Annotated in this window: 23 protein-coding genes; 6 read left to right on the top strand and 17 right to left on the bottom strand. The window is 70.5% G+C overall.

What is annotated here, in order from left to right; translation table 11 throughout:
- Positions 1-382: 382 nt before the first annotated feature.
- Positions 383-1,711, bottom strand: a complete 1,329-nt coding sequence (locus CRP56_RS31915) for a class I SAM-dependent RNA methyltransferase (protein ID WP_097269844.1) — start codon at positions 1,709-1,711, stop codon at positions 383-385.
- Positions 1,712-1,783: 72 nt separating this feature from the next.
- Entirely contained in the window at positions 1,784-3,832 is a 2,049-nt protein-coding gene (locus CRP56_RS31910) for an APC family permease (RefSeq protein ID WP_097269842.1), read from the bottom strand.
- Positions 3,833-4,223: 391 nt separating this feature from the next.
- On the opposite strand from CRP56_RS31910, the gene CRP56_RS31905 reads away from it, so the two are divergent.
- The gene (locus tag CRP56_RS31905; RefSeq protein ID WP_059198617.1) at positions 4,224-4,895 is read left to right on the top strand and encodes a potassium channel family protein; all 672 of its coding nucleotides are present in this window, start codon (positions 4,224-4,226) and stop codon (positions 4,893-4,895) included.
- A complete protein-coding gene (locus tag CRP56_RS31900) occupies positions 4,895-5,569 on the top strand; it encodes a potassium channel family protein (RefSeq protein WP_059198616.1) in 675 nt (224 codons plus the stop codon). The genes CRP56_RS31905 and CRP56_RS31900 overlap by 1 nt, the downstream gene beginning before the upstream one ends.
- 61 nt (positions 5,570-5,630) lie before the next feature.
- Here CRP56_RS31900 and CRP56_RS31895 read toward each other — a convergent pair whose 3' ends face one another.
- The 9 genes from CRP56_RS31895 to CRP56_RS31855 form a co-directional block, all read right to left on the bottom strand.
- The gene (locus CRP56_RS31895; protein WP_097269840.1) at positions 5,631-6,389 is read right to left on the bottom strand and encodes a DUF3159 domain-containing protein; all 759 of its coding nucleotides are present in this window, start codon (positions 6,387-6,389) and stop codon (positions 5,631-5,633) included.
- A gap of 3 nt (positions 6,390-6,392) precedes the next feature.
- Complete coding sequence (locus CRP56_RS31890; RefSeq protein ID WP_059198614.1) at positions 6,393-6,791, bottom strand: OB-fold nucleic acid binding domain-containing protein; 399 nt, start codon at positions 6,789-6,791, stop codon at positions 6,393-6,395.
- A 45-nt stretch (positions 6,792-6,836) separates the two neighbouring features.
- On the bottom strand, positions 6,837-7,523 hold the full coding sequence (locus tag CRP56_RS31885; protein ID WP_097269838.1) for a response regulator: 687 nt from the start codon (positions 7,521-7,523) through the stop codon (positions 6,837-6,839).
- Positions 7,520-10,063 (bottom strand): sensor histidine kinase, encoded by a 2,544-nt coding sequence (locus tag CRP56_RS31880; protein ID WP_097269836.1) that lies wholly within the window; start codon positions 10,061-10,063, stop codon positions 7,520-7,522. The genes CRP56_RS31885 and CRP56_RS31880 overlap by 4 nt, the downstream gene beginning before the upstream one ends.
- A 131-nt stretch (positions 10,064-10,194) precedes the next feature.
- Positions 10,195-10,887, bottom strand: a complete 693-nt coding sequence (locus CRP56_RS31875) for an ABC transporter ATP-binding protein (RefSeq protein ID WP_097269834.1) — start codon at positions 10,885-10,887, stop codon at positions 10,195-10,197.
- 71 nt (positions 10,888-10,958) lie between these two features.
- Entirely contained in the window at positions 10,959-12,125 is a 1,167-nt protein-coding gene (locus CRP56_RS31870) for an alginate lyase family protein (RefSeq protein WP_097269832.1), read from the bottom strand.
- 192 nt (positions 12,126-12,317) lie between these two features.
- Positions 12,318-13,079, bottom strand: coding sequence for a DUF3710 domain-containing protein (locus CRP56_RS31865; protein WP_097269830.1), 762 nt, complete (start codon positions 13,077-13,079; stop codon positions 12,318-12,320).
- Between the two features lies 1 nt (position 13,080).
- Entirely contained in the window at positions 13,081-13,632 is a 552-nt protein-coding gene (gene dut / locus CRP56_RS31860; protein ID WP_097269828.1) for a dUTP diphosphatase, read from the bottom strand.
- Positions 13,629-14,213, bottom strand: a complete 585-nt coding sequence (locus CRP56_RS31855; RefSeq protein WP_097269826.1) for a PaaI family thioesterase — start codon at positions 14,211-14,213, stop codon at positions 13,629-13,631. Before CRP56_RS31855 ends, dut begins: the two co-directional genes overlap by 4 nt.
- A gap of 58 nt (positions 14,214-14,271) precedes the next feature.
- On the opposite strand from CRP56_RS31855, the gene CRP56_RS31850 reads away from it, so the two are divergent.
- Positions 14,272-14,733: a DUF3093 domain-containing protein gene (locus tag CRP56_RS31850; protein ID WP_097269824.1), complete on the top strand. Its 462-nt coding sequence runs from the start codon at positions 14,272-14,274 to the stop codon at positions 14,731-14,733.
- 56 nt (positions 14,734-14,789) lie between these two features.
- Here CRP56_RS31850 and CRP56_RS31845 read toward each other — a convergent pair whose 3' ends face one another.
- The 4 genes from CRP56_RS31845 to CRP56_RS31830 all read right to left on the bottom strand — a co-directional run bounded on the left by CRP56_RS31845 (position 14,790) and on the right by CRP56_RS31830 (position 18,350).
- The gene (locus CRP56_RS31845; protein ID WP_097269822.1) at positions 14,790-15,746 is read right to left on the bottom strand and encodes a hypothetical protein; all 957 of its coding nucleotides are present in this window, start codon (positions 15,744-15,746) and stop codon (positions 14,790-14,792) included.
- 13 nt (positions 15,747-15,759) lie between these two features.
- Complete coding sequence (locus CRP56_RS31840) at positions 15,760-16,056, bottom strand: DUF4193 domain-containing protein (protein ID WP_005481602.1); 297 nt, start codon at positions 16,054-16,056, stop codon at positions 15,760-15,762.
- A 393-nt stretch (positions 16,057-16,449) separates the two neighbouring features.
- A complete protein-coding gene (locus CRP56_RS31835; RefSeq protein ID WP_097269820.1) occupies positions 16,450-17,688 on the bottom strand; it encodes a sensor histidine kinase in 1,239 nt (412 codons plus the stop codon).
- Between the two features lie 8 nt (positions 17,689-17,696).
- Entirely contained in the window at positions 17,697-18,350 is a 654-nt protein-coding gene (locus CRP56_RS31830; protein WP_007385219.1) for a response regulator transcription factor, read from the bottom strand.
- Between the two features lie 426 nt (positions 18,351-18,776).
- Between CRP56_RS31830 and CRP56_RS47750 the strand changes: the two genes are divergently transcribed.
- Entirely contained in the window at positions 18,777-18,941 is a 165-nt protein-coding gene (locus tag CRP56_RS47750; RefSeq protein WP_165951272.1) for a hypothetical protein, read from the top strand.
- Positions 18,942-19,038: 97 nt separating this feature from the next.
- Here the strand turns inward: CRP56_RS47750 and CRP56_RS31825 are convergent, their stop codons facing one another.
- Both CRP56_RS31825 and CRP56_RS31820 read right to left on the bottom strand, forming a co-directional pair.
- On the bottom strand, positions 19,039-19,857 hold the full coding sequence (locus tag CRP56_RS31825; RefSeq protein WP_097269818.1) for an inositol monophosphatase family protein: 819 nt from the start codon (positions 19,855-19,857) through the stop codon (positions 19,039-19,041).
- 8 nt (positions 19,858-19,865) lie between these two features.
- Entirely contained in the window at positions 19,866-20,993 is a 1,128-nt protein-coding gene (locus CRP56_RS31820; protein ID WP_097269816.1) for a ferrochelatase, read from the bottom strand.
- A 188-nt stretch (positions 20,994-21,181) separates the two neighbouring features.
- On the opposite strand from CRP56_RS31820, the gene CRP56_RS31815 reads away from it, so the two are divergent.
- On the top strand, positions 21,182-22,426 hold the full coding sequence (locus tag CRP56_RS31815) for an MFS transporter (RefSeq protein ID WP_097269814.1): 1,245 nt from the start codon (positions 21,182-21,184) through the stop codon (positions 22,424-22,426).
- Positions 22,386-23,705 carry a D-arabinono-1,4-lactone oxidase gene (locus CRP56_RS31810; RefSeq protein WP_097269812.1) on the top strand — a complete coding sequence of 440 codons (1,320 nt, stop codon included), beginning with the start codon at positions 22,386-22,388 and terminating at the stop codon, positions 23,703-23,705. Before CRP56_RS31815 ends, CRP56_RS31810 begins: the two co-directional genes overlap by 41 nt.
- The last annotated feature ends 143 nt before the right edge of the window (positions 23,706-23,848 follow it).

Genomic DNA, 23,848 nt, shown 5'->3' with positions numbered 1-23,848 from the left:
CGCTACGGGTTCGCCGGCGGGCAGCGTGCTGACGCCGAGGGAGATCTGACGGGCGACGGTCCGTGCCTTCCCACAGCCCGGGCGGTGGCGGCCTTCACGTCGTCGAGCTCGTCCTGATGCTGGGCGATCGCCCCCTGCTGGAACGCATCGCCGCTGACCTGCTGGACCAGGTCGGCAACGGGACTCGCCGGCGCCACCCCGTCCCTCGTGGATGCCGTAGCGTCAGTCCGTGAGCGTCTTCCCGCCTGCCTGGACAAGGCCGGCTACCCCGCGTGGCCGCCGCCGGACCTGCCGCTTCCCCCCGGCCGCAGGGAATCGAAGTTGTAGACCCGATACCCGATGTTTCGCCACCGGAACAGCTGATCCCGCATGCAATTGCAGGTCAGGCGCCCTTGCTCACCGGCTCCAGGATCGCCACGCACTCCACGTGATGCGTCATCGGAAACAGATCGAACACCCGAAGCGTCCGCACCCGATACCCCCCGTCCCGGAAGTACCCCAGGTCCCGGGCCAGCGCCGCCGGATCGCACGCCACGTACGCGATCCGCCGCGCCCCCAGCCCCGCCAGATGCTCCACCGTCTTCCGGCCCGCGCCCGCGCGGGGCGGGTCCAGGACGATGAGGTCGACCTCGGTGATCCCGGTCCGCGGCAGGACCGACTCCACCTTGCCCTGCTCGATGCGGACGCGGTCGAAGTCGGCGAGGTTGTGCCGGGCGTCCTCGACGGCCCGCTTGCCGGACTCGATCCCGAGGACCGCGCCCTGGTCACCGAGGCGGTCGGCGAGCGCGCCCGCGAACAGGCCCACCCCGCAGTACAGGTCCAGCGCCATCTCGCCCTTGCGCGGCAGCAGTCCCTGCATGACTGCCTTGACCAGGGTGTCGGCCGCCATCGGGTGGACCTGCCAGAAGCCGCCGCTGCCCACCCGGTGCGTGCGCCCGTCGGCCCGCTCGCGCACGAACGCGCGGCCGTGGACGCGGTGGATGCCGCCGTCCTTCTCGTCGACGCGCATGACGGACACGGGCTTGTCGAGCTCGACGAGGGGGAGGCGAGCACCCGGGCGGGGCTCCAGGATGACCATGCGGTCCTGCGAACCCGTCGCCGCGATCGCGTCCACCGACGCCATCCCGGACCAGTCCCGCGCCTCGATGCCCAGCTCGCTGACACCCGGCGCCGCGATCATGCAGTGGTCGATCGGCTCGACCTCGTGCGAGCGGTGCCGGCGCAGACCGGCGTTGCCGTCGGCGTCCACCGCGTACTGGACCCGGGTCCGCCACTGCGGCACCTCACCCGCCGGCAGCTTGTCGCCCTCGGCCGGCATCACCGTGCCGTCCCAGCCGGCCTCCTCGGGCGTGAGCCCGGCGAGGCGCTGCAACTGCTCGGCGACGACCTCGCCCTTCAGCCTGCGCTGCGCACCCGGCTTGGCGTGCTGCCAGTCGCAGCCACCGCAGCGGCCGGGGCCGGCGAAGGGACAGGGCGCCTCGATGCGGTCCTTGGACGCGTCCAGGATCTCCACGGCGTCCGCACGCAGGAACCGCGCCCCCTCCTCGCCCTCGGTCACCCGCGCCACGACCCGCTCGCCGGGCAGCGCGTGCCGGACGAACAGGACCTGACCGTCGGCGGTCCGGGCGATGCAGTGCCCGCCGTGGGCCACCGGGCCGACCTCGACCTCGAAGTCCACCCCTACCAGCGTTTTCTTCGGTTCTGCCTGCATGGCGGGGTGACTCCACAACGTCGTCAAGGGGAAAAGGGGAAAGAGGCGAGAGAGGGGAAAAGAGGAGCCAGTCTACGGCTGCGAGGACGTCTCCTTCGCCCGCTCGTGCGCGGGACCGCGCCGCACCGCACCCGGCGCGTTCCACTCCTGCCGCTTGCGGGCCCGGTTCTTCGCCGCCTCGGAGGACTGCAACTGGTAGGGCACCGAGGTCACCATGACGCCCGGCGTGAACAGCAGCCGGCCCTTCAGCCGCAGCGCGCTCTGGTTGTGCAGCAGGTGCTCGTACCAGTGCCCGACGACGTACTCGGGGATGATCACGGACACCGCGTCCCGCGGCGACTCCTTGCGCAGGCTCTTCACGTACTCGATGACCGGCCGGGTGATCTCGCGGTAGGGCGAGTCGAGGACCTTCAGCGGTACGTCGATCCCGCGCCGCTCCCACTCCTCGCGCAGCGCCTTGGTCTCGACCGGGTCGACGTTGACGCTGAGCGCCTCCAGGGTGTCCGAGCGCAGCAGCTTGGCGTACGCCAGTGCCCTGAGCGTCGGCCGGTGGATCTTGGAGATCAGCACCACCGAATGCACCCTGGACGGGCGGACGCTGTCGTCGCTCGGTCCCTCGGGGGCCGCGATCTCGTCGGCGACGCGGTCGTAGTGCTTACGGATGGCCGACATCGTCGCGTAGAAGATCACCATGCCGAGCAGTGCGACCCAGGCGCCGTGCGTGAACTTGGTGACGAGGACGACGACCAGCACCAGGCCGGTGAAGAAGGCGCCGAAGGCGTTGATCGCCCGGGAGCGGACCATGTGGCTGCGGGTCGCTGCGTCCTTCTCGGTGGCCAGGTGGCGGTTCCAGTGCCGGACCATGCCGGTCTGGCTGAGCGTGAAGGACACGAACACGCCGACGATGTAGAGCTGGATCAGGCGCGTGGAGTCGGCGCCGTAGATCCAGACCAGCAGGCCCGCCGCACCGGCGAGGAGCACGATGCCGTTGGAGAAGGCGAGGCGGTCGCCGCGGGTGTGCAGCTGGCGCGGCAGGTAGCGGTCCTGGGCGAGGATCGCACCCAGCAGCGGGAAGCCGTTGTAGGCCGTGTTGGCGGCCAGGAACAGCACCAGCGCGGTCGCCGCCGCCAGCACGATGAACAGGAAGCTGCCCTTGCCGAAGACGGCCTCGGCGACCTGCGAGATGACCGGGTTCTGGACGTAGCCGGAGCCGATCGCGACGCCGTTCTTCAGCAGGTCCTCGGCCGGGTTCTCGGCCATGCGGACCTTGGTCTCCATGGCGAGCGCGATGATGCCGCAGAACATCGTCACGGCCAGCAGGCCCATCGCCGCCAGCGTGGTCGCCGCGTTCTTGGACTTCGGCTTGCGGAACGCCGGGACACCGTTGGAGATCGCCTCGACGCCGGTGAGCGCGGCACAGCCCGAGGAGAAGGCCCGCAGGAGGAGGAAGACCAGCGCGAAACCGGCCAAGCCCTGGTGCTCGGCCTTGATCTCGTAGCCGGCCGTCGGCGCCCGCATGGTCTCGTCGAGGACCAGCCCGCGGAACGCGCCCCACGCGATCATGATGAAGACGCCCGCGACGAACACGTACGTCGGGATCGCGAACAGCGAGCCGGACTCCTTCACGCCGCGCAGGTTCATCAGCGTGAGCAGCACGATCACCGCGATCGCGCAGAGCACCTTGTGCTCGACGACGAACGGCACGGCGGAGCCGAGGTTCTCGATGCCGGAGGCGATGGACACGGCGACGGTGAGGACGTAGTCGACGAGCAGCGCGCTGGCGACCGTGAGCCCGGCCTTCGGGCCGAGGTTGGTGGTGGCCACCTCGTAGTCGCCGCCGCCGCTCGGGTACGCGTGCACGTTCTGCCGGTAGGAGGCGACCACCGTGAACATCAGCACGACGACCGCGACCGCGATCCAGGGGCTGAAGTGGTACGCCGACACGCCCGCGATGGACAGGACCAGCAGCACCTCGCCGGGCGCGTACGCCACGGAGGACAGCGGGTCGGAGGCGAACACGGGAAGGGCGATGCGCTTCGGCAGGAGCGTTTCCCCGAGCCGGTCACTGCGCAGTGCGCGCCCGATCAGGATCCGTTTGGGCACGTCGGTCAGTTTGGACACAACAGAGAAGCCTAAGCGTTCGAACGGGTGCTCAACCACCCGCCACCCCACATCCGCCCCCGATCTGCAATCCGAGTGAAATCAGCCAGCGGCCCGGCAACGGATTCCGCACCCCTCCGCGTCCTCATGCCTATATGACAAGACCCCCGCCCGCACCGCCCCCGGAGGTCCCGTGCACACCACCGCAGAGCTGATCGGCGCCGCCGCCGCTCTCCTCGGCCTCGGAATCCTGACTCTTGTGAGCCTGCGCAGCATCAGCCGCCGCTGATCACGCCGAGCACTGCACAGGGGTGCCCGGCACGGACCGCGCGTGTGTAGCTTGGTGGCCGGTCTGAGACCCTGTTAAGGCCAAGTCAACGACTCTTGACATTCGTCATTCGGAAGGACGGTCGTGCACATCGTCATCATGGGCTGCGGGCGAGTGGGTTCCGCTCTCGCCCAGACCCTGGAGCAACAGGGGCACACGGTCGCCGTGATCGACCAGGACCCCACCGCCTTCCGTCGACTGGGCTCCGGATTCGGCGGCCGCCGGGTCACCGGCGTCGGCTTCGACCAGGACACCCTGCGCGAGGCCGGCATCGAGGAGGCGGGCGCGTTCGCCGCCGTCTCCAGCGGTGACAACTCGAACATCATCGCGGCGCGCGTCGCCCGCGAGATGTTCGGCATCGAGAACGTCGCGGCCCGCATCTACGACCCGCGCCGCGCCGAGGTCTACCAGCGTCTGGGCATCCCGACGGTCGCCACGGTCCGCTGGACCGCCGACCAGATGCTCCGCCGCCTCCTCCCCTCGGGCGCCGAGCCGTTGTGGCGCGACCCCACCGGCGGTGTCCAGCTCGCCGAGGTGCACACCTCCGCCGCCTGGGTGGGCCACAAGATCAGCCGCCTCCAGGAGGAGACGGGCGTCCGCGTGGCGTTCCTGACCCGGCTGGGCGAGGCGATCCTGCCCACCTCGCAGACGGTGTTGCAGGAGGGCGACCTGGTGCACGTGATGATGCGCACCGACGAGGTCGACAAGGTCGAGGCGTCCTTCGCCAAGGGTCCCGAAGAGGAGGGCGGTCACTGATGAGGGTCGCCATTGCCGGTGCCGGTGCGGTCGGCCGCTCGATCGCGGGCGAACTGCTGGAGAACGGCCACGAGGTCCTTCTCATCGACAAGGCTCCGACCGCCATCTCGGTCGAGCGGGTCCCCCAGGCGGAGTGGCTGCTGGCCGACGCCTGCGAGATCACGTCCCTGGACGAGGCGGCGCTCCAGCGCTGCAACGTCGTGATCGCCGCGACGGGCGACGACAAGGTGAACCTCGTCGTCTCGCTCCTCGCCAAGACGGAGTACGGCGTCCCGCGCGTCGTCGCCCGGGTGAACAACCCGAAGAACGAGTGGCTCTTCAACGAGTCCTGGGGCGTGGACGTCGCCGTCTCGACGCCCCGACTGATGTCGGCCCTGGTCGAGGAGGCGGTGAGCGTCGGCGACCTGGTCCGCCTGCTCCGCTTCAGCCACGGCGACGCGAACCTGGTCGAGCTGACCCTGCCGGAGGAGTCGGCCCTGGCCGGCACGCAGGTCGGCGACGTGGAATGGCCGCAGGACACGTCCCTGGTGACGATCATCCGCGGCACCCGCGTCCTGACCCCGTCCCGCGAGGACTCCCTGGAGGCGGGCGACGAACTCCTGTTCGTGGCGGCCCAGGCTCGCGAGGAGCAGTTGGAGGACCTGCTGTCGGTGCGTCGCGAGGACGCGTCCTAGGCGGTACGACGACGGAGGGCGCCCTGAGAGTTCAGGGCGCCCTCCGTCGTCGTAAGGGAAACTATGCCTCGCGCCGGTGCCGCGCCCCGGTCGTTTCGCCACGCTCTTCGGCCAGCGCGACCTTGCGCTCTTCCTCCGCCTTCTCGGCCGCCTCCATCTCGGCGAACACGTCGATCGGCGCCGGGGCCTTCGCCAGGAAGACCCACGTCAGCCAGACGGCGAGCAGGAACGGCGGGATCTTCAGGGCGACCAGGACCCAGCCGAGCTGCGCGGTGTTGGCCCACCAGTACAGCGGGAAGAGGATCGCGCACTTGGCCAGCAGGATCGCGCCCCAGGCGTAACTCGCCTTCGCGTACGCCTTCTTGCGGCCCGGGTTGCGTTTGCGCCAGGAGAGGTTCTCCTTGAACACCGGCCCGAGGATGAGGCCGATCAGCGGCACCCCGCACAGCGTCGTGATGATGTACGCGAGGCCCAGCCCGAGCGTGTACAGCATGCCCGGCAGATAGAAGTCCTTCGCGTTGCCGGTCATCATCGCGAAGACGACGCCGAAGGCCACGCCGAAGACGCCGCTGAAGGCGTGCTTGACGGTGTCCCGCATCACCAGCCGGACCACGACCAGGACCAGCGACACCGCGAGCGCGGCGATCGCGGACATGTGCAGGTCCTTGTTGATCGTGTAGATCGTGACGAAGAGCAGGCCGGGCAGCACCGTCTCGACCATGCCCCGCAGGCCTCCGAAGGCCTCGAACAGCGCGGCCTCGGTCACCGCCCGGGCGTCGTGCTGATCGGTTTCTTCGGTCGGCTTGTCGAGCGACGTCACCGGCTACTCCCTACCGAGGGGTCTCAGTTCGTACTTCGGGTTGAACAGCACCCGGCGGCCCCGGCTCATCGAGATCCGGCCCGATGCGATCAGCTTGCGCCCCGGCTCGATCCCCACGATGGAGCGCCGGCCGAGCCACACCACGTCCAGCGCGGCGGAGCCGTCGAACAGCTCGGCCTCCAGCGCCGGGACACCGGCTCTGGGACGCAGCGTGACCGTGCGCAAGGTACCAGTAACCGTCACGATCTGTCGGTCGTGGCAGTCGCCGATCTTGATGCAGCCTGCGGTCTCGGCATCCTCCCGCAGCTCCTCCGACTCCAGGTCCTCCTGGGACGTGGAGAGCCGGTCGAGCATGCGCCGGAACCGGCCCACCGGCTTCTCGGAACGCGGAACAGCACTCATATCTGAAGCGTACCGGGGTGCGCTGACACCTTCGTACCCGCGGTGCTAGCCCTCGAACCGATAGCCCATCCCAGGCTCGGTGATGAAGTGCTTGGGATGCGACGGGTCCGCCTCCAGCTTGCGCCGCAGTTGCGCCATGTACACGCGCAGATAGTTGGTCTCCGTCCCGTACGACGGCCCCCACACCTCCTGGAGCAGCTGCTTCTGGCTGACCAGACGGCCGCTGTTGCGCACCAGCACCTCCAGCAGATGCCACTCCGTGGGGGTCAGGCGTACGTCCTTGCCGCCCCGGTTGACCTTCTTCGCGGCGAGGTCGACGGTGAACTCCGCGGTCTCCACCGTGGTCACGTCGTCCTCGCCCGGGCCGACCGGCTCGGCCCGGCGGACGGCGGCGCGCAGCCGGGCCAGCAGCTCGTCCATGCCGAACGGCTTGGTGACGTAGTCGTCGGCGCCGGCGTCGAGGGCCTCGACCTTCTCGTCGGAGGAGTGCCGGGCGGACAGCACGAGGATCGGCACCCGGGTCCAGCCGCGCAGGCCCCTGATCACCTCGACGCCGTCCATGTCGGGCAGGCCGAGGTCGAGGACGACGACGTCGGGGTGGCGGGCGGCGGCCAGCTGGAGGGCGGTGGCGCCGTCGTGGGCCGCGTCGACCTCGTACTTGCGGGCCTTGAGGTTGATCACGAGGGCGCGCACGATCTGCGGCTCGTCTTCGATCACGAGCACCCGGGTCATGTGGCCTGCCTTTCGGGTTGTACGAGCGGTCGTGGCCCTGGGGCCGCTTCCGCCGCTCTGAGGGTCAGCACCATGGTGAGGCCGCCACCGGGCGTGTCCTCGGCGTCGAGGGTGCCTGCCATGGCCTCGGCGAAGCCGCGGGCGACGGCGAGGCCGAGTCCGACTCCGGCGCCGCGCGGGGCGTCGCCGTAGCGCTGGAAGGGCGCGAAGATGCGTTCCTTGGCCTCGTCGGGGACGCCGGGGCCGCGGTCGACCACCCGGACCTCGACCCGGTCGGCGATGGCGCTGGCGGAGACCAGGACGGGGCTGCCGGGCGGGCTGTACTTGACGGCGTTCTCCACGAGGTTGGCCACCGACCGCTCCAGCAGCCCGGCGTCGACGGCGACCATGGGCAGCGTCTCCGGGATGTCCAGCTCGACGCTGTCCTCCGGCACCCCGCCGAGCGCCATCGGCACCACCTCGTCGAGGTCGATCTCCCGGATGAGGGGGGTGACGGTGCCGGTCTGGAGGCGGGACATGTCCAGCAGGTTGCCCACTAGGTGGTCGAGCCGGTCGGCGCCCTCCTCGATGCCCTCCAGCAGCTCGGCCTGGTCCTCCTCGGACCACGCCACGTCGTCGGAGCGCAGCGAGGACACCGCGGCCTTGATCCCGGCGAGCGGGGTCCGCAGGTCGTGGCTCACGGCGGCCAGCAGGGCGGTGCGGATGCGGTTGCCCTCGGCCAGCGTGCGGGCCTGCTCGGCCTCTTCCTGGAGGCGCCGCCGGTCCAGGGCGACCGCGGCCTGTGCGGCGAACGCGGCCAGCACCCGGCGATCCTCGGCGGGCAGCACCCGCCCGGTGAGGGCGAGGGCCATGTGGTCGCCGACCGGCATGTCGACGTCGGCGTCCTCCGGCCGCTCCACGGGACGGCCGAGACCGGCGCGGCCCGCGCAGGTCCAGGGCTCGACGTCGCTCGCCCGCTCCAGCAGGGCCGCCGACTCCATGCCGAAGGTCTCCCGGACCCGCTCCAGGAGCTCCTCCAGGCCGGTCTCGCCGCGCAGCACGTTGCCCGCCAGGAAGGACAGGATCTCCGACTCGGCCCGCAGCCTGGCCGCCTGATGCGTGCGCCGGGCGGCCAGGTCGACGACCGAGGCCACCGAGACCCCGACGCCGACGAAGATCACGATGGCGACGATGTTCTTCGGGTCGGCGATGGTCCAGTGGTGCAGGGGCGGTGTGTAGAAGTAGTTCAGGAGCAGCGAGCCGACCGCGGCCGAGGCCAGCGCGGGCAGCAGTCCGCCGAGCAGCGCCGCCGCGACCGTCAGGGTCAGGAACAGCAGCATGTCGTTGGCGAGGCCGAGGTGGACGGTGTTGAGCAGCACCGCCAGCACGACGGGGCCCACCACGCCGACCGCCCAGCCCCAGATGATCCGCGCCCGCCCGAGCCGTGCGCCACGGGCGACGGGGAGTCCGCGTCCCTTGGCGACCTCGTCGTGGGTGACGATGTGGACGTCGAGGTCGGGCCCGGACTCCCGGGCGACCGTGGCGCCGACACCCGGCCCGAAGACGTACTGCCAGGTCTTGCGGCGCGAGGAGCCGAGCACGATCTGGGTGGCGTTGACGCCGCGCGCGAAGTCCAGCAGCGCCGCGGGTATGTCGTCGCCGATCACATGGTGGAAGGTGCCGCCGAGGTCCTCGACGAGGGTGCGCTGCACCGCGAGTTCCTTGGGCGAGGCGGACGTCAGGCCGTCGCTGCGGGCGATGTAGACGGCGAGCACCTCGCCGCCCGCGCCCTTCTCGGCGAGCCGCGCGGCCCGGCGGATCAGCGTGCGCCCCTCGGGGCCGCCGGTCAGACCGACGACGATCCGCTCGCGCGAGCCCCAGATCTTCGACACCCGGTGGTCGCTGCGGTACTGCTTCAGGTACTCGTCGACCCGGTCGGCCACCCACAGCAGCGCCAGCTCGCGCAGCGCGGTGAGGTTGCCGGGGCGGAAGTAGTTCGACAGGGCGGCGTCGACCTTGTCCGGCTGGTAGATGTTGCCGTGCGCCATCCGCCGCCGCAGCGCCTCCGGCGACATGTCGACCAGCTCGATCTGATCGGCCCGCCGCACCACCTCGTCCGGCACGGTCTCCTGCTGCCGTACGCCGGTGATCGACTCGACGACGTCCCCGAGGGACTCCAGGTGCTGGATGTTGACCGTCGAGACGACGTCGATCCCGGCCGCGAGCAGTTGCTCCACGTCCTGCCAGCGCTTGGCGTTGCGGGAGCCGGGGACATTGGTGTGGGCGAGTTCGTCCACCAGGGCGACCGCGGGAGCGCGCCGCAGCACCGCGTCGACGTCCATCTCCTGGAAGACGGTCCCCCGGTACTCCAGCTCCCGGCCGGGGACCTGTTCCAGGCCGTGCAGCATCACCTCGGTGCGCGGCCGGGCGTGGTGCTCGACGTGGGCCACGACGCAGTCCGTGCCGCGCTCGACGCGCCGGTGCGCCTCGGAGAGCATCGCGTACGTCTTGCCGACGCCCGGTGCCGCACCGAGGTAGATCCGAAGCCTGCCGCGTCCCATGGGTCCCATTGTCTTCCGGTCACTGCTGCCTACGCAGCGTCGACCTTACGGCCACCACATGCGGAAAAAGGGGTCGAGAGCCCCTTACCGGACCGTCTTTGACGCAACCCTGACGGCGCCCCCGGCGCGTCTCAGACCTCGACGATCTCCCCGTCGCTCAGCTCCAGCACCCGGTCGGCCAGGTCCAGCAGGGTCGCGTCGTGCGTGGCGACGAGGGCGGTCACGTTCTCGCTGCGGACGACGGCCCGCAGCAGCTCCATGACCGCGTGCCCGGTCTCCGCGTCGAGCTGGCCGGTGGGCTCGTCGGCGACGAGCAGCGAGGGGTTGTTGGCGAGCGCGCGGGCGATGGCGACGCGCTGCTGCTGGCCGCCGGAGAGCTCGGTGGGCCGCTGGCCGGCGTGGTCGGCGAGGCCCACCAGGGACAGCAGCAGCTCGACGCGCTCCTCACGCGCGCGTGCGTCGGCCCGGCGCAGTCTCATGGGGACGCCGACGTTCTCGGCGGCGGTGAGGATCGGGATGAGGCCGAAGGACTGGAAGACGAACCCGATGTGGTCCCGGCGCAGCGCCAGCAGTCCGTCCTCGTCCAGGCCGGCGAGGTCGCGCCCGCCGACCTCGACGCGCCCCTGGTCGGGTGTGTCGAGCCCGCCGACGATGTTGAGGAGCGTGGTCTTCCCGGACCCCGACCGCCCCTTGAGGGCGACGAGTTCCCCGCGCGGCACCTCCAGCGAGACCCCGCGCAGCGCGTGGACGACGCCGGCGCCGCGACCGTAGGACTTGTGGACGTTCTCGACCCGGACCATGGTCTCGGTGACCACCTGGCTCATGTGCCCTCCCCCGTGAAGCCGACGACCGGGCGCCAGTATCACGAAGGGCGCCCGGCATGTTCAACGCTCGGTCAGCTCGGATTGTCCCCGTGGGTGAGGGTCTCCCAGGCCACGAAGAGATTGTTGGAGCCGGCCGGGCGGTTCCGTTCGGTCAGGGTCTGGGTGTTGGTCATGGCGGTGCCGAGGCGGTTGTGGAGGGCGTTGTAGCCGACCTCGGTGACCGGTCCGAGGCCGAGCTTCAGCGACCCGCCGCACAGCCAGCCGGGCACGGCGGTCCCCAGCTCGTACTTCGCCTGGAAGCCCAGCGCCTGCCGCAGCCGCTCGCCCACGTCGGTGCCGTAGAGGTCCTGTCCCTGGATGCGGCTGGTCTCGGCGATGTGCGAGATCGCCGAGATGCCGTAGCCGGTGTGCGTGAAGTCGCGGCAGGTCTCCTGGGTGAGGCCGGTGACGAACGTGGACTGGCCCTGCCAGTAGGCGACGATCTTCGCGGTGGTGTCGAGGTTCTGGCTCGGCACGGTCCTGGGCACGGACCCGTCGGAGGCGAGGTAGACATAGGCGGCGGTGCGGGTGCGGAACTTCGCCATGGCCTTGTCGTACGACGTCTTGTCCTCCAGGAAGACGGAGATGCCGACGGCTGCCTCCATCATCGACAGCTCCCAATTGCCGTTGGAGTTGGAGCCGTTGATGATCTCGGGGAGGTAGACGTTACGGAGCATGGTCGCGAAGCGGCCGGAGCCCGCCCAGCCGCCGGTGTACGTGTACTTGATGATCTCGGCAGCCTTGGGCCAGGAGGAGCCGGCCCAGCCGGTCTGGAGCGGCGCGTTGCTGTTGGTGTGGTCCGTGATCGTGGCGGACCAGGCGTCCATCAGCTGGATGGCCTTCTTGGCGTACCGCTCGTCGCGGGTGATGTACCAGGCGAGGGCGTCGGTGTACGCGGCTATGGCGTCCTCGCGCTCGTCGGTGCAGCCGTAGTTGGGGTTGGAGTAGGAGCCGCATTCGACGACCGCGCGGGGCTTGGGGGTGCGGTTCAGATCGGCGTACTTGCTGGCCAGCATCTGGTCGAAGGCACCCTTCCAGGGCTGGGCGCCGGCGTTGACCTTGCCGCGGGCGAAGTCCAACTGGCTCTGGGAGACGGTGACTCCGGGGTGGACGAAGGCGGTGGGCGCCGCGTCGGCGGGCCAGGCGAGGGCGCCGGCGACAAGGGCGGCCGCGGCCGTGAGGAGAGCGGTTCTGCGCATACGTGAGGGCATACGTAGAGGCATGCGTGGGGGGCCTTCCGTTCTTGTATGTGAACGTGAAGCGCCTTTATGAACAGACGCGTTGGGCCGAGACGGTAGGTACAGACCAATGCGCCGTCAAGAGTCCGCGCACAGTCCGCGCACGCAAAAAGGGCCGCACCCCATCACGGGATGCGGCCCTCGTACGTCTGGCTAGCGGACCTCGGTGATCTCCGGGCCGCGCTGCAACTGGCCCATGCCGCCGGAGAAGCGGGAGCCCTCCTCCTGCTGCTGGACGCCCTCGGGGACCATCTGGGCGTCGTTCGGCAGCTTCAGGACGATCGGGTCGCGGGGCGCCATCGGGCCCTCGCCGCGGACCACGACCGTGTCCCGGAAGATCTGCTCCAGCAGACCGGCCGCCTGCGGCTGCACCGCGCCCTGACCCGAGATCACACCGCGCAGGAACCAGCGCGGACCGTCCACACCGACGAACCGCACGACCTGGAAACCGCCCGTGCCGTCCGGCAGCTGCACCGGCACCTGCGCCCGCAGCTCCCAGCCCAGCGGACCCTCGACCTCGTCGACGATGCCGCCCTGCTGGGTGATGCCGGTGGCGATCTCCTCGCGCACCTCGCCCCAGATGCCCTCGCGCTTGGGCGCGGCGAAGGCCTGCAACTGGACGGCGCTGTCGCGCAGCACGACGGTCGCCGCGACGATCGCGTCGCCCGCGACCTCGACCCGCAGCTCCATGCCGTCCACGCCGGGCACGAACAGGCCGCCGAGGTCCACGCGGCCCTCGCCGGGTTCGCGCACCTCGGAGTCGTCCCAGGGCCCGTCGGGCCGCGGCTCGGGCTCGAGCCTCACGCGCTCGCGCCCACCCTCGTCGTCCGCCTCAGTGTCGACACTGTCGACGACCTGCTCGGCCTCGCCGGCCGCGCCCTCGGCGGCATCCTTCTTCTTGCGACGTCCGAACACGTCACTGTCCTTCCCGGTCGGATACGACCGAAGCGTATCGATTCCCACCCGTTGCGCCGCCGACGGCGGCCTGACCGCTTGTGCTGTTCGTACCGGCCACCGCGGCATGGCCTCCGGTGGACCCGAAGCCCCCTTCGGCCCGCACCGAGTCGGGCAGCTCCGCGACCTCCTGGAAGCTGACCCGCTCGACCTGCTGGACGACCAGTTGGGCGATCCGGTCGAAGCGCTCGAACCGCACCGCCTCGCGCGGGTCGAGATTCACCACGATCACCTTGATCTCCCCACGGTACCCGGCATCCACCGTCCCCGGGGCATTCACGAGAGCGACACCGCAGCGGGCGGCGAGACCGGATCGGGGGTGCACGAAGGCCGCGTACCCCTCCGGCAGCGCGACAGACACCCCGGTGGGCAGCACGGCCCGCTCGCCGGGCTTCAGTTCACAGCTCTCGGTGGTGCGCAGATCGGCTCCCGCGTCGCCGGGGTGCGCGTACGACGGAAGCGGTACGTCGGGGTCGACGCGCCGGATCAGCACGTTCACGGGTTCACGGCTCACGGGTTCACCTCGAAGGCACGGGCACGCCGGACCTGGTCCGGGTCGTTCATGGCGGCCCGGATCTCCTCCGGGCGGCCGTTGTCGATGAAGTGGTCGACCTTCACCTCGATGAAGAGCGCGTCCGCGCGGACGGCGACGGGGCCCTCGGGACCGCCGATCCGCCCGGTCGCGGTCGAGTAGATCTTGCGCCCGGCGACGGCGGTGACACGGGCCTCCAGGTACAGCACCGTGTCCACGGGGACGGGCCGCGCGAAGTCGGTCTCCAGGCGTCCGGTCACCGCGATCGTGCGCAGCAGCCAGTTCAGCGACCCCAGCGTCTCGTCGAGCGCGGTCGCCAGCACCCCGCCGTGCGCGAGACCGGGGGCGCCCTGGTGGGCGGGGCGGACGGTGAACTCGGCGGTGACCGACACCCCCTCGCCCGCGCGGGCCGCCAGATGCAGCCCGTGGGCCTGACCGCCACCGCAGCCGAAGCACTCGCCGTAGTGCGCGCCGAGCAGCTCACCGGGCGCGGGCGCGTCGGGATGACGCACCGGCGGCGCGGCGTCGGCCGGAGGCTGAAGAGCTGCGGAAGTACCACTCACAGCCGCAGACCTTACCCGCGCGTCGGGCACTTACTAACACCGTGCCAAGCTTGGATTCATGCAGCTCTCCGCGACCCCGTACGAAGAACGCCTCACCGCGCCCCGCTCGTGGTGGCTGATCTCGTTCCTGGTGGGGGTCTCCTTCGCCCTCATCCTGCTGCCGTTCGGCACCCTGCCGCTGCTCGGCGGCCTGGTCGGCGGCACCGCGGCGGCCGCGGTCGTCGCCAGCTCGTACGGCTCGCAGCGCATCCGGATCGTGGGCGACTCGCTGATCGCCGGCGAGGCGAAGATCCCGGTCACGGCTCTGGGCGAGACGGAGATCCTGGACGCGGAGGAGGCGCGCGCCTGGCGCACGTACAAGGCCGACACCCGCGCCTTCCTGCTGCTGCGCGCCTACATCCCGACGGCGCTGCGCGTGGTGGTGACCGATCCCGAGGACCCGACGCCGTACCTGTACCTGTCGACGCGTGAGCCGGAGCGGCTGGCGGAAGCGATCAGGCAGGCGCGGGAAGCCGCGTAGAACATTCGCGCCAGTGGTCACCCGACGGGTGCGGCCACGCGAATCTCACGCAACTCTTACCGGCCGCGGCGGCCGTCGCCGTGCCCCCGGCCGAGCTCCTTCGTGACGTCCCCGATCGTCAGGGGGTCCGCGGGCGGCTCCAGCGGCGGGAGCTCGGGAAGCGCGTCCCAGGGCACCTGGATCTTGCGCAGGTCCGCGCGGATGCGTCCGGCGAGCTTCCTGGTGTCCCGGCGGTTCATGACCGCGCCCACGGCCGCGCCGACCATGAACGGCATGAGGTTCGGCAGGTCCCGGACCATGCGCTTCATGATCTGCTGCCGCAGCTGGTTCTTCATCGGGCCGCTGAGGGCGGAGTTGATCGTCGACGGCTTGGTCACGTCGATGCCGCGCTCGCCGGACCAGGAGTTCAGGTAGGCGGTGCTGCGGTCCTTGAGGGTGCCGGGCGGTCGCACGCCGTACACCTCGTGGAGCTCGGCGATCAGTTTGAGCTCGATCGCCGCGACTCCGGTGATCTCCGCGGCCAGTTCCGTCGGCATCGCGGGCGGCACGGGCAGCATCGCCGCCGCGCCGACACCGGCACCGACCGTCGCGGTGGCCGCCGCCGCGCCCGCCACGAGCTTGTCGGCGAGTTGCTCGGGCGTGAGGCCCGGGAACTGTCTGCGCAGCGCCTGGAGGTCGCGTACGGGGATTCTGGGGGCGATGTCGATGATCCGGTCGGCGAGGTACGCCAGGCCCGCCCTGGCGCGGCTGCCGCCCTTGCGGACGCCTTCCCCGACCTTTTCCCGGATGACCGCGGCCCGCCGCTTGGCGACGGGCGCGGGGTACTGCTCCGCGGGGGCCGGGAGGTCACTCCGGCCGACCGCGGATTCGAGCGAGGCCGATCCCGTATCGGATGCTCCCGTACGGGACGAGCCCCGCTCGTCGTCACGCGCGCCGTGAGGGCCGTCGGACGGCCCTTGGTCCGCTCCCACCTGGCGGGAGCGGCGCTTCCAGGGAGGGGTCGAGCCAGTCACGGCCGACCCGTCCTCAGTCGCAGTCGCGGCAGATCGGCTGACCGTTCTTCTCGCGGGCCAGCTGGCTGCGGTGGTGCACCAGGAAGCAGCTCATGCAGGTGAACTCGTCCTGCTGCTTGGGCAGCACCCGGACGGCCAACTCCTCGTTCGAGAGGTCCGCGCCGGGCAGCTCCAGGCCTTCCGCGGCCTCGAACTCGTCGACGTCCACTGCGGAGGTCGACTTGTCGTTCCTCCTGGCCTTCAGCTCTTCAAGGCTGTCCGAGTCGACGTCGTCGTCGGTCTTGCGTGGGGTGTCGTAATCCGTTGCCATGTCGCTCTCCCCCTCTGGGTGTCTGCGGTGTCTCCAGCGCACGTAACGCGTGAGAGGCCGGACTTGTGCCCGACCCGAGGCGGAGATTTTGCCTCACATCAAGGTCTGTTACTCAATCGACACCCAACCGGACTCCTCATGAGTGATCGGCTGGGATGGCGATGGGGACCGTACACGGTCCGAATGCCGCACTTCAAAGGCGTCTCACCGTGTACTTCCCGTGATCAAGGCCCCCGAAAACCCGGACTTTCCCGGCTTTCCGGCCGCATTCTTGATCACTGTCGGTAGATGGCCGGAAATTCGCCCTTGTGATCGATCACACACGGGGCCGCTCGACGAGTGCCCAGAAAATTCCGCGCAAAGCGAACATCCCCGTGTGTCGGCGACATGGTCTCAGATCGGCAGGGTGACCCGCATCACGAGCCCTCCTCCCTCTCGCGGCTGTGCGTAGATGTGTCCGCCGTGCGCCCGCGCGACCGACCGCACGATCGACAGGCCGAGCCCGACACCCTTGTCGCTGCCGGTCCGGTCGGCCCCCCGCAGCCGCTTGAACGGCTCGAAGAGGTTGTCGATCTCGTACGCCGGCACGACCGGCCCGGTGTTCGACACCACCAGCACCGCCTGCCCGTGCTGGATCTCGGTGGTGACCTCCACCCATCCGTCCTCCGGCACGTTGTACCGCACGGCGTTCTGGACGAGGTTCAGCGCGATCCGCTCCAGCAGGACGCCGTTGCCCTGGACGACCGCGGACAGCCGCTCGCCGCGGATCTCGACGCCCTTGGCCTCGGCCTCGGCGTGCACCTGGTCGACGGCCTGCTCGGCGACCTCGGCGAGGTCCACCGGCTTGCGCTCGACGATCTGGTTGTCGCTGCGGGCGAGCAGCAGCAGGCCCTCCACGAGCTGCTCACTGCGCTCGTTGGTGGCCAGCAGCGTCTTGCCGAGCTGCTGGAGTTCCACGGGCGCGCCCGGGTCGGACAGGTGGACCTCCAGCAGCGTGCGGTTGATCGCCAGCGGGGTTCTCAGCTCGTGCGAGGCGTTGCCGACGAAGCGCTGCTGGGCCGTGAAGGCCCGCTGGAGGCGCTCCAGCATGTCGTCGAAGGTGTCGGCCAGCTCCTTGAGCTCGTCGTCCGGTCCGTCCAGCTCGATCCGCCGTGACAGGTCCGAGCCCGCCACCGCGCGGGCGGTCCGGGTGATCCGGCCCAGCGGGGACAGGACGCGGCCGGCCATGGCGTAGCCGAAGGCGAAGGCGATGATCGCGAGGCCGAGGAGGGCGAGGAGGGAGCGGCTGAGGAGGTTGTCGAGGGCGTGCTGGCGCTGTTCGTTGACGCACTCGTTGAGGGCGTGGTTGAGGTCGGGCGCCGGCAGCTGGGCGGAGGTGATGTTGCAGCTCTCGCTGGACACCGTGCCGGAGACGACCTTGAAGGGCAGGTCGCTGCCGACGTTCAGCGCGTTCGCCGCCAGCAGGTAGATGATCGACAGCAGCAGGATGCCCGCGATCAGGAACATCCCGCCGTACAGCAGGGTCAGCCTTATGCGGATGGTGGGACGCAGCCAGGGGAACGGGGGCTCCGGCCTGCGGGGGTCCCAGGTGGGCTTGGGGGGCGCCTGGGGAGGCGCGGGGGTCGCGGCCACGGTCCGGCTCAGATCCGGTAGCCCGAGCCGGGGACGGTGACGATGACGGGCGGCTCGCCGAGCTTGCGGCGCAGGGTCATGACGGTCACCCGGACGACGTTGGTGAACGGGTCGGTGTTCTCGTCCCAGGCCTTCTCCAGGAGCTGCTCCGCGGAGACGACGGCGCCCTCGGAGCGCATCAGCACCTCCAGGACGGCGAACTCCTTCGGCGCGAGCTGGACTTCCTTGCCGTCGCGGAAGACCTCGCGGCGGTTCGGGTCGAGCTTGATGCCGGCGCGCTCCAGGACGGGCGGCAGCGGCACGCTGGTGCGGCGGCCGAGGGCACGCACGCGTGCCGTCAGCTCGCTGAACGCGAAGGGCTTGGGCAGATAGTCGTCGGCGCCGATCTCCAGGCCCTCGACCCGGTCGCTGACGTCGCCGGACGCGGTGAGCATCAGCACGCGCGTGGGCATGCCTAGCTCGACGATCTTGCGGCAGACGTCGTCGCCGTGGACGAGGGGGAGGTCGCGGTCGAGGACGACCACGTCGTAGTCGTTGACGCCGATGCGCTCCAGGGCGGCCGCACCGTCGTACACGACGTCGACGGCCATGGCCTCCCGGCGCAGTCCGGTGGCCACCGCATCGGCGAGCAGCTGCTCGTCCTCGACGACGAGTACGCGCACGTCGCTTGTCCTTCCTGTGTCCACCCGTGTCCACTCGCGTAGCGCTTCTCGGGCACACGGGCAGGGGTGTCGATGAGTGTGTTGGCCTCCATCCTGCCCTTTTCGGCCATAAGTCGGCTGTAAGGCGGGTGAGCACCGGCTGAACGACAGGAATGAAGCCCGGGAATGCGAGATTTTCTCGTGCGGTTGAGGTTTCCGTGGAAGGGAGCGGGGGGAGGACGGCTTTACACCCCGCGATCACGCTCTGCATGTGCCGCAGCACCATGCGGTACAGCGCAATCCGCTTTCCGCAGAGTGGGCGTGGGTGTCCGGCGCCGTCGCCGCCCAGCAGGGCAGCGCTGGGCATCTGCATTCAGGCGTGATCGTCCCTTCCGAACGGCACACCCCCGTGCCACCGACCCACGACCCAGGACGAGGGGGCGCAGCATGGACGCATTCACCGCAGGACTTCTGCAGCGCATAAGGACGACCGAGTCCGACCTGACGCGGGCTCGCGACGAGGGCGACGACTTCCTCGTCGAGGTGGAACAGGCCGAGCTCGACGACCTGCGCCGCCTGGCTTACGAGCATGGTGTGGAGGTCGGCGCGTAGCGTCCGATCAGCACCTCGGCACGACAGCATGGCAGCACGGCGACAACCCCCGGTGAATCCAGCACCGGGGGTTGTGTTGCGTTGTCGCTCGGGGGCGTCAGTCGTGCCAGGCGCCGAAGTCCTCCAGGAGCTGCTGGAGGGGCTCGAAGACGCCCGGGGTGGCGGCGATCGCCAGATGGTGTGCGGGGCGTTCTCCGGGGCGGCCACCGGTCAGGGCGCCCGCCTCCCGGGCGATGAGGTCGCCCGCGGCCAGGTCCCAGGGGTGCAGGCCGCGTTCGTAGTAGCCGTCCAGGCGGCCCGCCGCCACGTCGCAGAGGTCGACCGCGGCCGAGCCGCTGCGGCGGATGTCGCGGAGGAGCGGGATCAGGCGCTGGGCGACTTCGGCCTGGTGGGTGCGGACGTCCAGGACGTAGTTGAAGCCCGTCGAGACCAGGGCCTGGTCGAGAGGCGGTGCGGGGCGGCAGGCCAGCCGGCGGTCGCCGGCCCACGTGGGACCCGTCGCCCAGGCGCCCTCGCCGCGGACCGCGTGGTACGTCTCGCCCCGCATCGGTACCGATACCACGCCGACGACCGTCTCGCCGTTCACCTCGGCGGCGATGGAGACCGCCCAAGTGGGCAGGTCGTAGAGGTAGTTGACCGTGCCGTCGAGCGGGTCGATCACCCAGCGGACACCGCTCGTGCCCTCGCTGGAGGCGCCCTCCTCGCCCAGGAAGCCGTCGTCCGGGCGATGTGCGGAGATCAGGTCCGTGATCAGCTTCTCCGCCGCGATGTCCATTTCCGTGACCACGTCGATGGGGCTCGACTTGGTCCTCGCCACCTCCAGGTCGGCCGGACGGCCGTCCCGGAGCAGGTCGCCGGCGCGGCGGGCCGCCTCCTGGGCGAGCTTGAGGAGTTCGGTGTGGAGGGGGTCGGTCACGGGGGTCCTCACGCGTAGGGGCTGTCGGCGCCGGCGGCGGCCGGGCGGGGGGCTCGGGCGGGGCAGCAGCCGACCGGACACAGGTTGTGGCTGGCGCCCAGCGCGCCGAGGGCGCAGGGGGTGACCTCCTGGCCGCGCTCGGTCGCCGCCCGCTCCAGGATCAGGTCCCGGACGGCCGCCGCGAAGCGCGGGTCGGCCCCGACCGTGGCCGAGCGGCGCATCGGCAGGCCCAGCTCCTCCGCCTTGGCCTTGGCCTCCGTGTCGAGGTCGTAGAGGACCTCCATGTGGTCGGAGACGAAGCCGATGGGGGCGATCACGACGGCGGGCACGCCGGCCTCGTGGCGCTCCTCCAGGTGGTCGCAGATGTCCGGCTCCAGCCACGGGATGTGCGGGGCTCCGGAGCGGGACTGGTAGACGAGCTGCCAGGGGTGGTCCACGCCGGTGCGCTCGCGGACCGCGTCGGCGATCAGGCGCGCGACCTCCAGGTGCTGCTTCACGTACGCCCCGCCCTCGCCGTGCTCCTCGACCGGGCCCGAGGTGTCCGCCGAGGCGGTCGGGATGGAGTGGGTCGAGAAGGCGAGGTGGGCGCCGTCCCGGACGTCCTCGGGGAGGTCGGCCAGGGACTGCAGGACGCCCTCGATCATGGGCTCCAGGAAGCCCTCGTGGTTGTAGTAGTGGCGGAGCTTGTCGACCTTCGGCAGCTCCAGGCCCTCGGCCTCCAGGGCCGCGAGGGAGTCCGCGAGGTTCTCGCGGTACTGGCGGCAGCCCGAGTACGAGGCGTACGCGCTCGTGGCGAGGACGAGGATGCGGCGGCGGCCGTCGGCGATCATCTCGCGCAGGGTGTCCGTGAGGTACGGGGCCCAGTTGCGGTTGCCCCAGTAGATCGGCAGATCCAGGCCGTGGTCGGCGAAGTCCTTGCGCAGGGCGTCGAGCAGGGCGCGGTTCTGGTCGTTGATGGGGCTCACGCCGCCGAACAGGAAGTAGTGCTGCCCGACTTCCTTCAGGCGTTCCTTGGGGATGCCTCGCCCGCGTGTCACGTTCTCCAGAAACGGGACCACGTCGTCCGGGCCTTCGGGGCCGCCGAACGAGAGCAGGAGCAGGGCGTCGTAGGGGGTGGCATCGCGCGCGTCTGGCATGAGTCGATCCTGTCATCCGGTACTGACAGGCGGGAAACGGCGGGGTGACGGACGGGGTTCCCGGGCCGTCCGAGCGGGTGCGTTAGGGTCGCCTTACTCGTAAGCTGTATCGGCCGAGTTCGTGCCTTACTGAGCCGCCGGACACGGACACCGCCGAGCCGCTTCACTTCCCTTGACCGGAGACTCCCGTGCCGAGCCCCTACCGCGCCCTGTTCGCCGCCCCCGGCTCCAAGGGCTTCTCCGCCGCGGGGTTCCTCGGCCGGATGCCGCTGTCGATGATGGGCATCGGCGTGGTGACCATGGTGTCCCAGCTGAACGGGCGCTACGGCCTCGCCGGGGCGCTGTCGGCCACCATGGCGCTCGCCGCGGCGGTGGCGGGGCCGCAGGTGTCGCGACTGGTCGACCAGTACGGCCAGCGGCGGGTGCTGCGGCCGGCGACGCTCCTCGCGCTCGCCTCGGCGGCCGGGCTGCTGTGCGCCGCGCACTTCGGGTGGGCCGACTGGTCGCTGTACGTCTTCAGCGCGGGCATCGGGTGCGTGCCGAGCGTCGGCGCGATGATCCGCGCGCGGTGGGCCGCCCTGTACCGGGACACCCCGCAGCTGCACACGGCGTACTCGTTCGAGTCGGTCGTCGACGAGGTGTGCTTCATCTTCGGGCCGATCATCTCCATCGGGCTGTCGACCGCGTGGTTCCCGGAGGCGGGACCGCTGCTGGCCGCCTGCTTCCTCGCGGTCGGTGTCTTCTGGCTGACCTCGCAGCGGGCCACCGAGCCCGCCCCGCACCCGCGTGAGCGCCACGGCGAGGGGGGCGGCAGCGCCCTGCGCTCCCCCGGCCTCCAGGTCCTGGTGGCCACCTTCGTGGCGACCGGGGCGATCTTCGGGGCCGTCGACGTGGTCACCGTCGCGTTCGCCGACGAGCAGGGGCACAAGGGGGCCGCGAGCGTCGTGCTCGCCCTCTACGCGGCGGGTTCCTGCGTGGCGGGGCTCGTGTTCGGGCTGTTGCGCTTCAAGGGAGCCCCGGAACCTCGCTGGTTGCTGGGCATATGCGCGATGGCCGTGAGTATGATCCCCCTCCTACTGGTCGGAAACTTGCCGTTTCTGGCCGCGGCGCTGTTCGTGGCGGGACTGTCCATCGCTCCGACGATGATCACGACGATGTCCCTGATCGAACAGCACGTACCACGCGCGCAACTGACCGAGGGCATGACCTGGATCAGCACCGGGCTCGCGGTCGGGGTCGCGCTCGGCTCCTCCGTGGCCGGCTGGGTCATCGACGCGGCCGGGGCGCGGGCCGGGTACGGGGTTCCGGCGGTGTCCGGGGCGGTCGCGGTCGCGGTCGGTTTCCTGGGGTACCGCCGGCTCAAGCGGCCGGTTCCGCGTCGGGGAGGCACGGTTGAGCACCACAGTGAGCGGCAAGAACGGCACGTGGCGTAACTGGGGCGGCAATGTCGCCGCGCGTCCCGCGCGGGAGGTCACTCCGGCCTCCGTGGAGGAACTGGCGGACGCCGTCCGGCAGGCCGCCGAGGACGGGCTGAAGGTCAAGCCCGTCGGTACCGGGCACTCCTTCACGTCCATCGCGGCGACCGACGGTGTGTTGATCCGCCCTCAACTGTTGAGCGGTATCCGCGACATCGACCGGGACGCCATGACCGTCACGGTCGGGGCGGGCACCCAGCTCAAGAGGCTCAACATGGCGCTCGCGCGCGAGGGGCTCTCGCTGCGGAACATGGGCGACATCATGGAGCAGACCGTCTCCGGCGCCACCAGCACGGGGACGCACGGCACCGGACGCGAGTCGGGATCGATCGCCGCCCAGATCAAGGGACTTGAGCTGGTCACCGCCGACGGCTCGGTGCTCACCTGCTCCGAGAAGGAGAACCCCGAGATATTCGCGGCGGCCCGGATCGGCCTGGGCGCGCTCGGCATCGTCACCGCGATCACGTTCGCCGTGGAGCCGGTCTTCCTGCTCACCGCGCGCGAGGAGCCGATGCCGTTCGACGAGGTGCTCGCCGACTTCGACGAACTGTGGGCCGAGAACGAGCACTTCGAGTTCTACTGGTTCCCGCACACCGGCAGCACCAACACCAAGCGCAACAACCGCAGCGCGGGCCCGGAGAAGCCGGTGCCGCAGCTCCAGGGCTGGATCGAGGACGAGTTCCTCTCCAACGGCGTCTTCCAGGTCGCCCAGTGGGTCGGCCGCGCGGCGCCCGGCACGATCCCGGCGATCGCCCGGATCTCCAGCAAGGCACTGTCCGCGCGGACCTACACCGACATCCCGTACAAGGTCTTCACATCGCCGCGCCGGGTGCGGTTCGTGGAGATGGAGTACGCCGTCCCGCGCGCGGCCGCCGTCGAGGTGCTGCGTGAACTGCGGACCATGGTCGACCGTTCCGGCCTGAGGATCAGCTTCCCCGTCGAGGTGCGCACCGCACCCGCCGACGACATCACGCTGTCCACGGCGTCGGGGCGCGACAGCGCGTACATCGCCGTCCACATGGCCAAGGGCACGCCGTACCAGGCGTACTTCACCGCCGCCGAGCGCATCTTCACCGCGCACGAGGGACGGCCGCACTGGGGCAAGGTGCACACGCGCGACGCCGAGTACTTCTCCGAGGTCTATCCGCGCTTCGGCGAGTTCACCGCCCTTCGGGATCGGCTTGATCCTGATCGACGGTTCCAGAACGACTACTTGCGGCGGGTACTGGGGGCGTAGCCGTCGACGGCTCGGACGCGCTTGGCAGGGTCGTACGAACGAAAACGTTTAGTTCCGTTTCTGGTGATTCCGTGAAGTACGCCACGTTCAAGATCCGCACATCCTTGCCAGGGACGGCCAAGTCCCACCCCTCGCAGGAAGTT

It is taken from the genome of Streptomyces sp. TLI_55 (assembly GCF_900206255.1).
Taxonomy (GTDB): domain Bacteria; phylum Actinomycetota; class Actinomycetes; order Streptomycetales; family Streptomycetaceae; genus Streptomyces; species Streptomyces aquilus.
The sequence above is the reverse complement of the archived record's forward strand: the minus strand, read 5'-3'. Positions and strand labels throughout refer to the sequence as shown.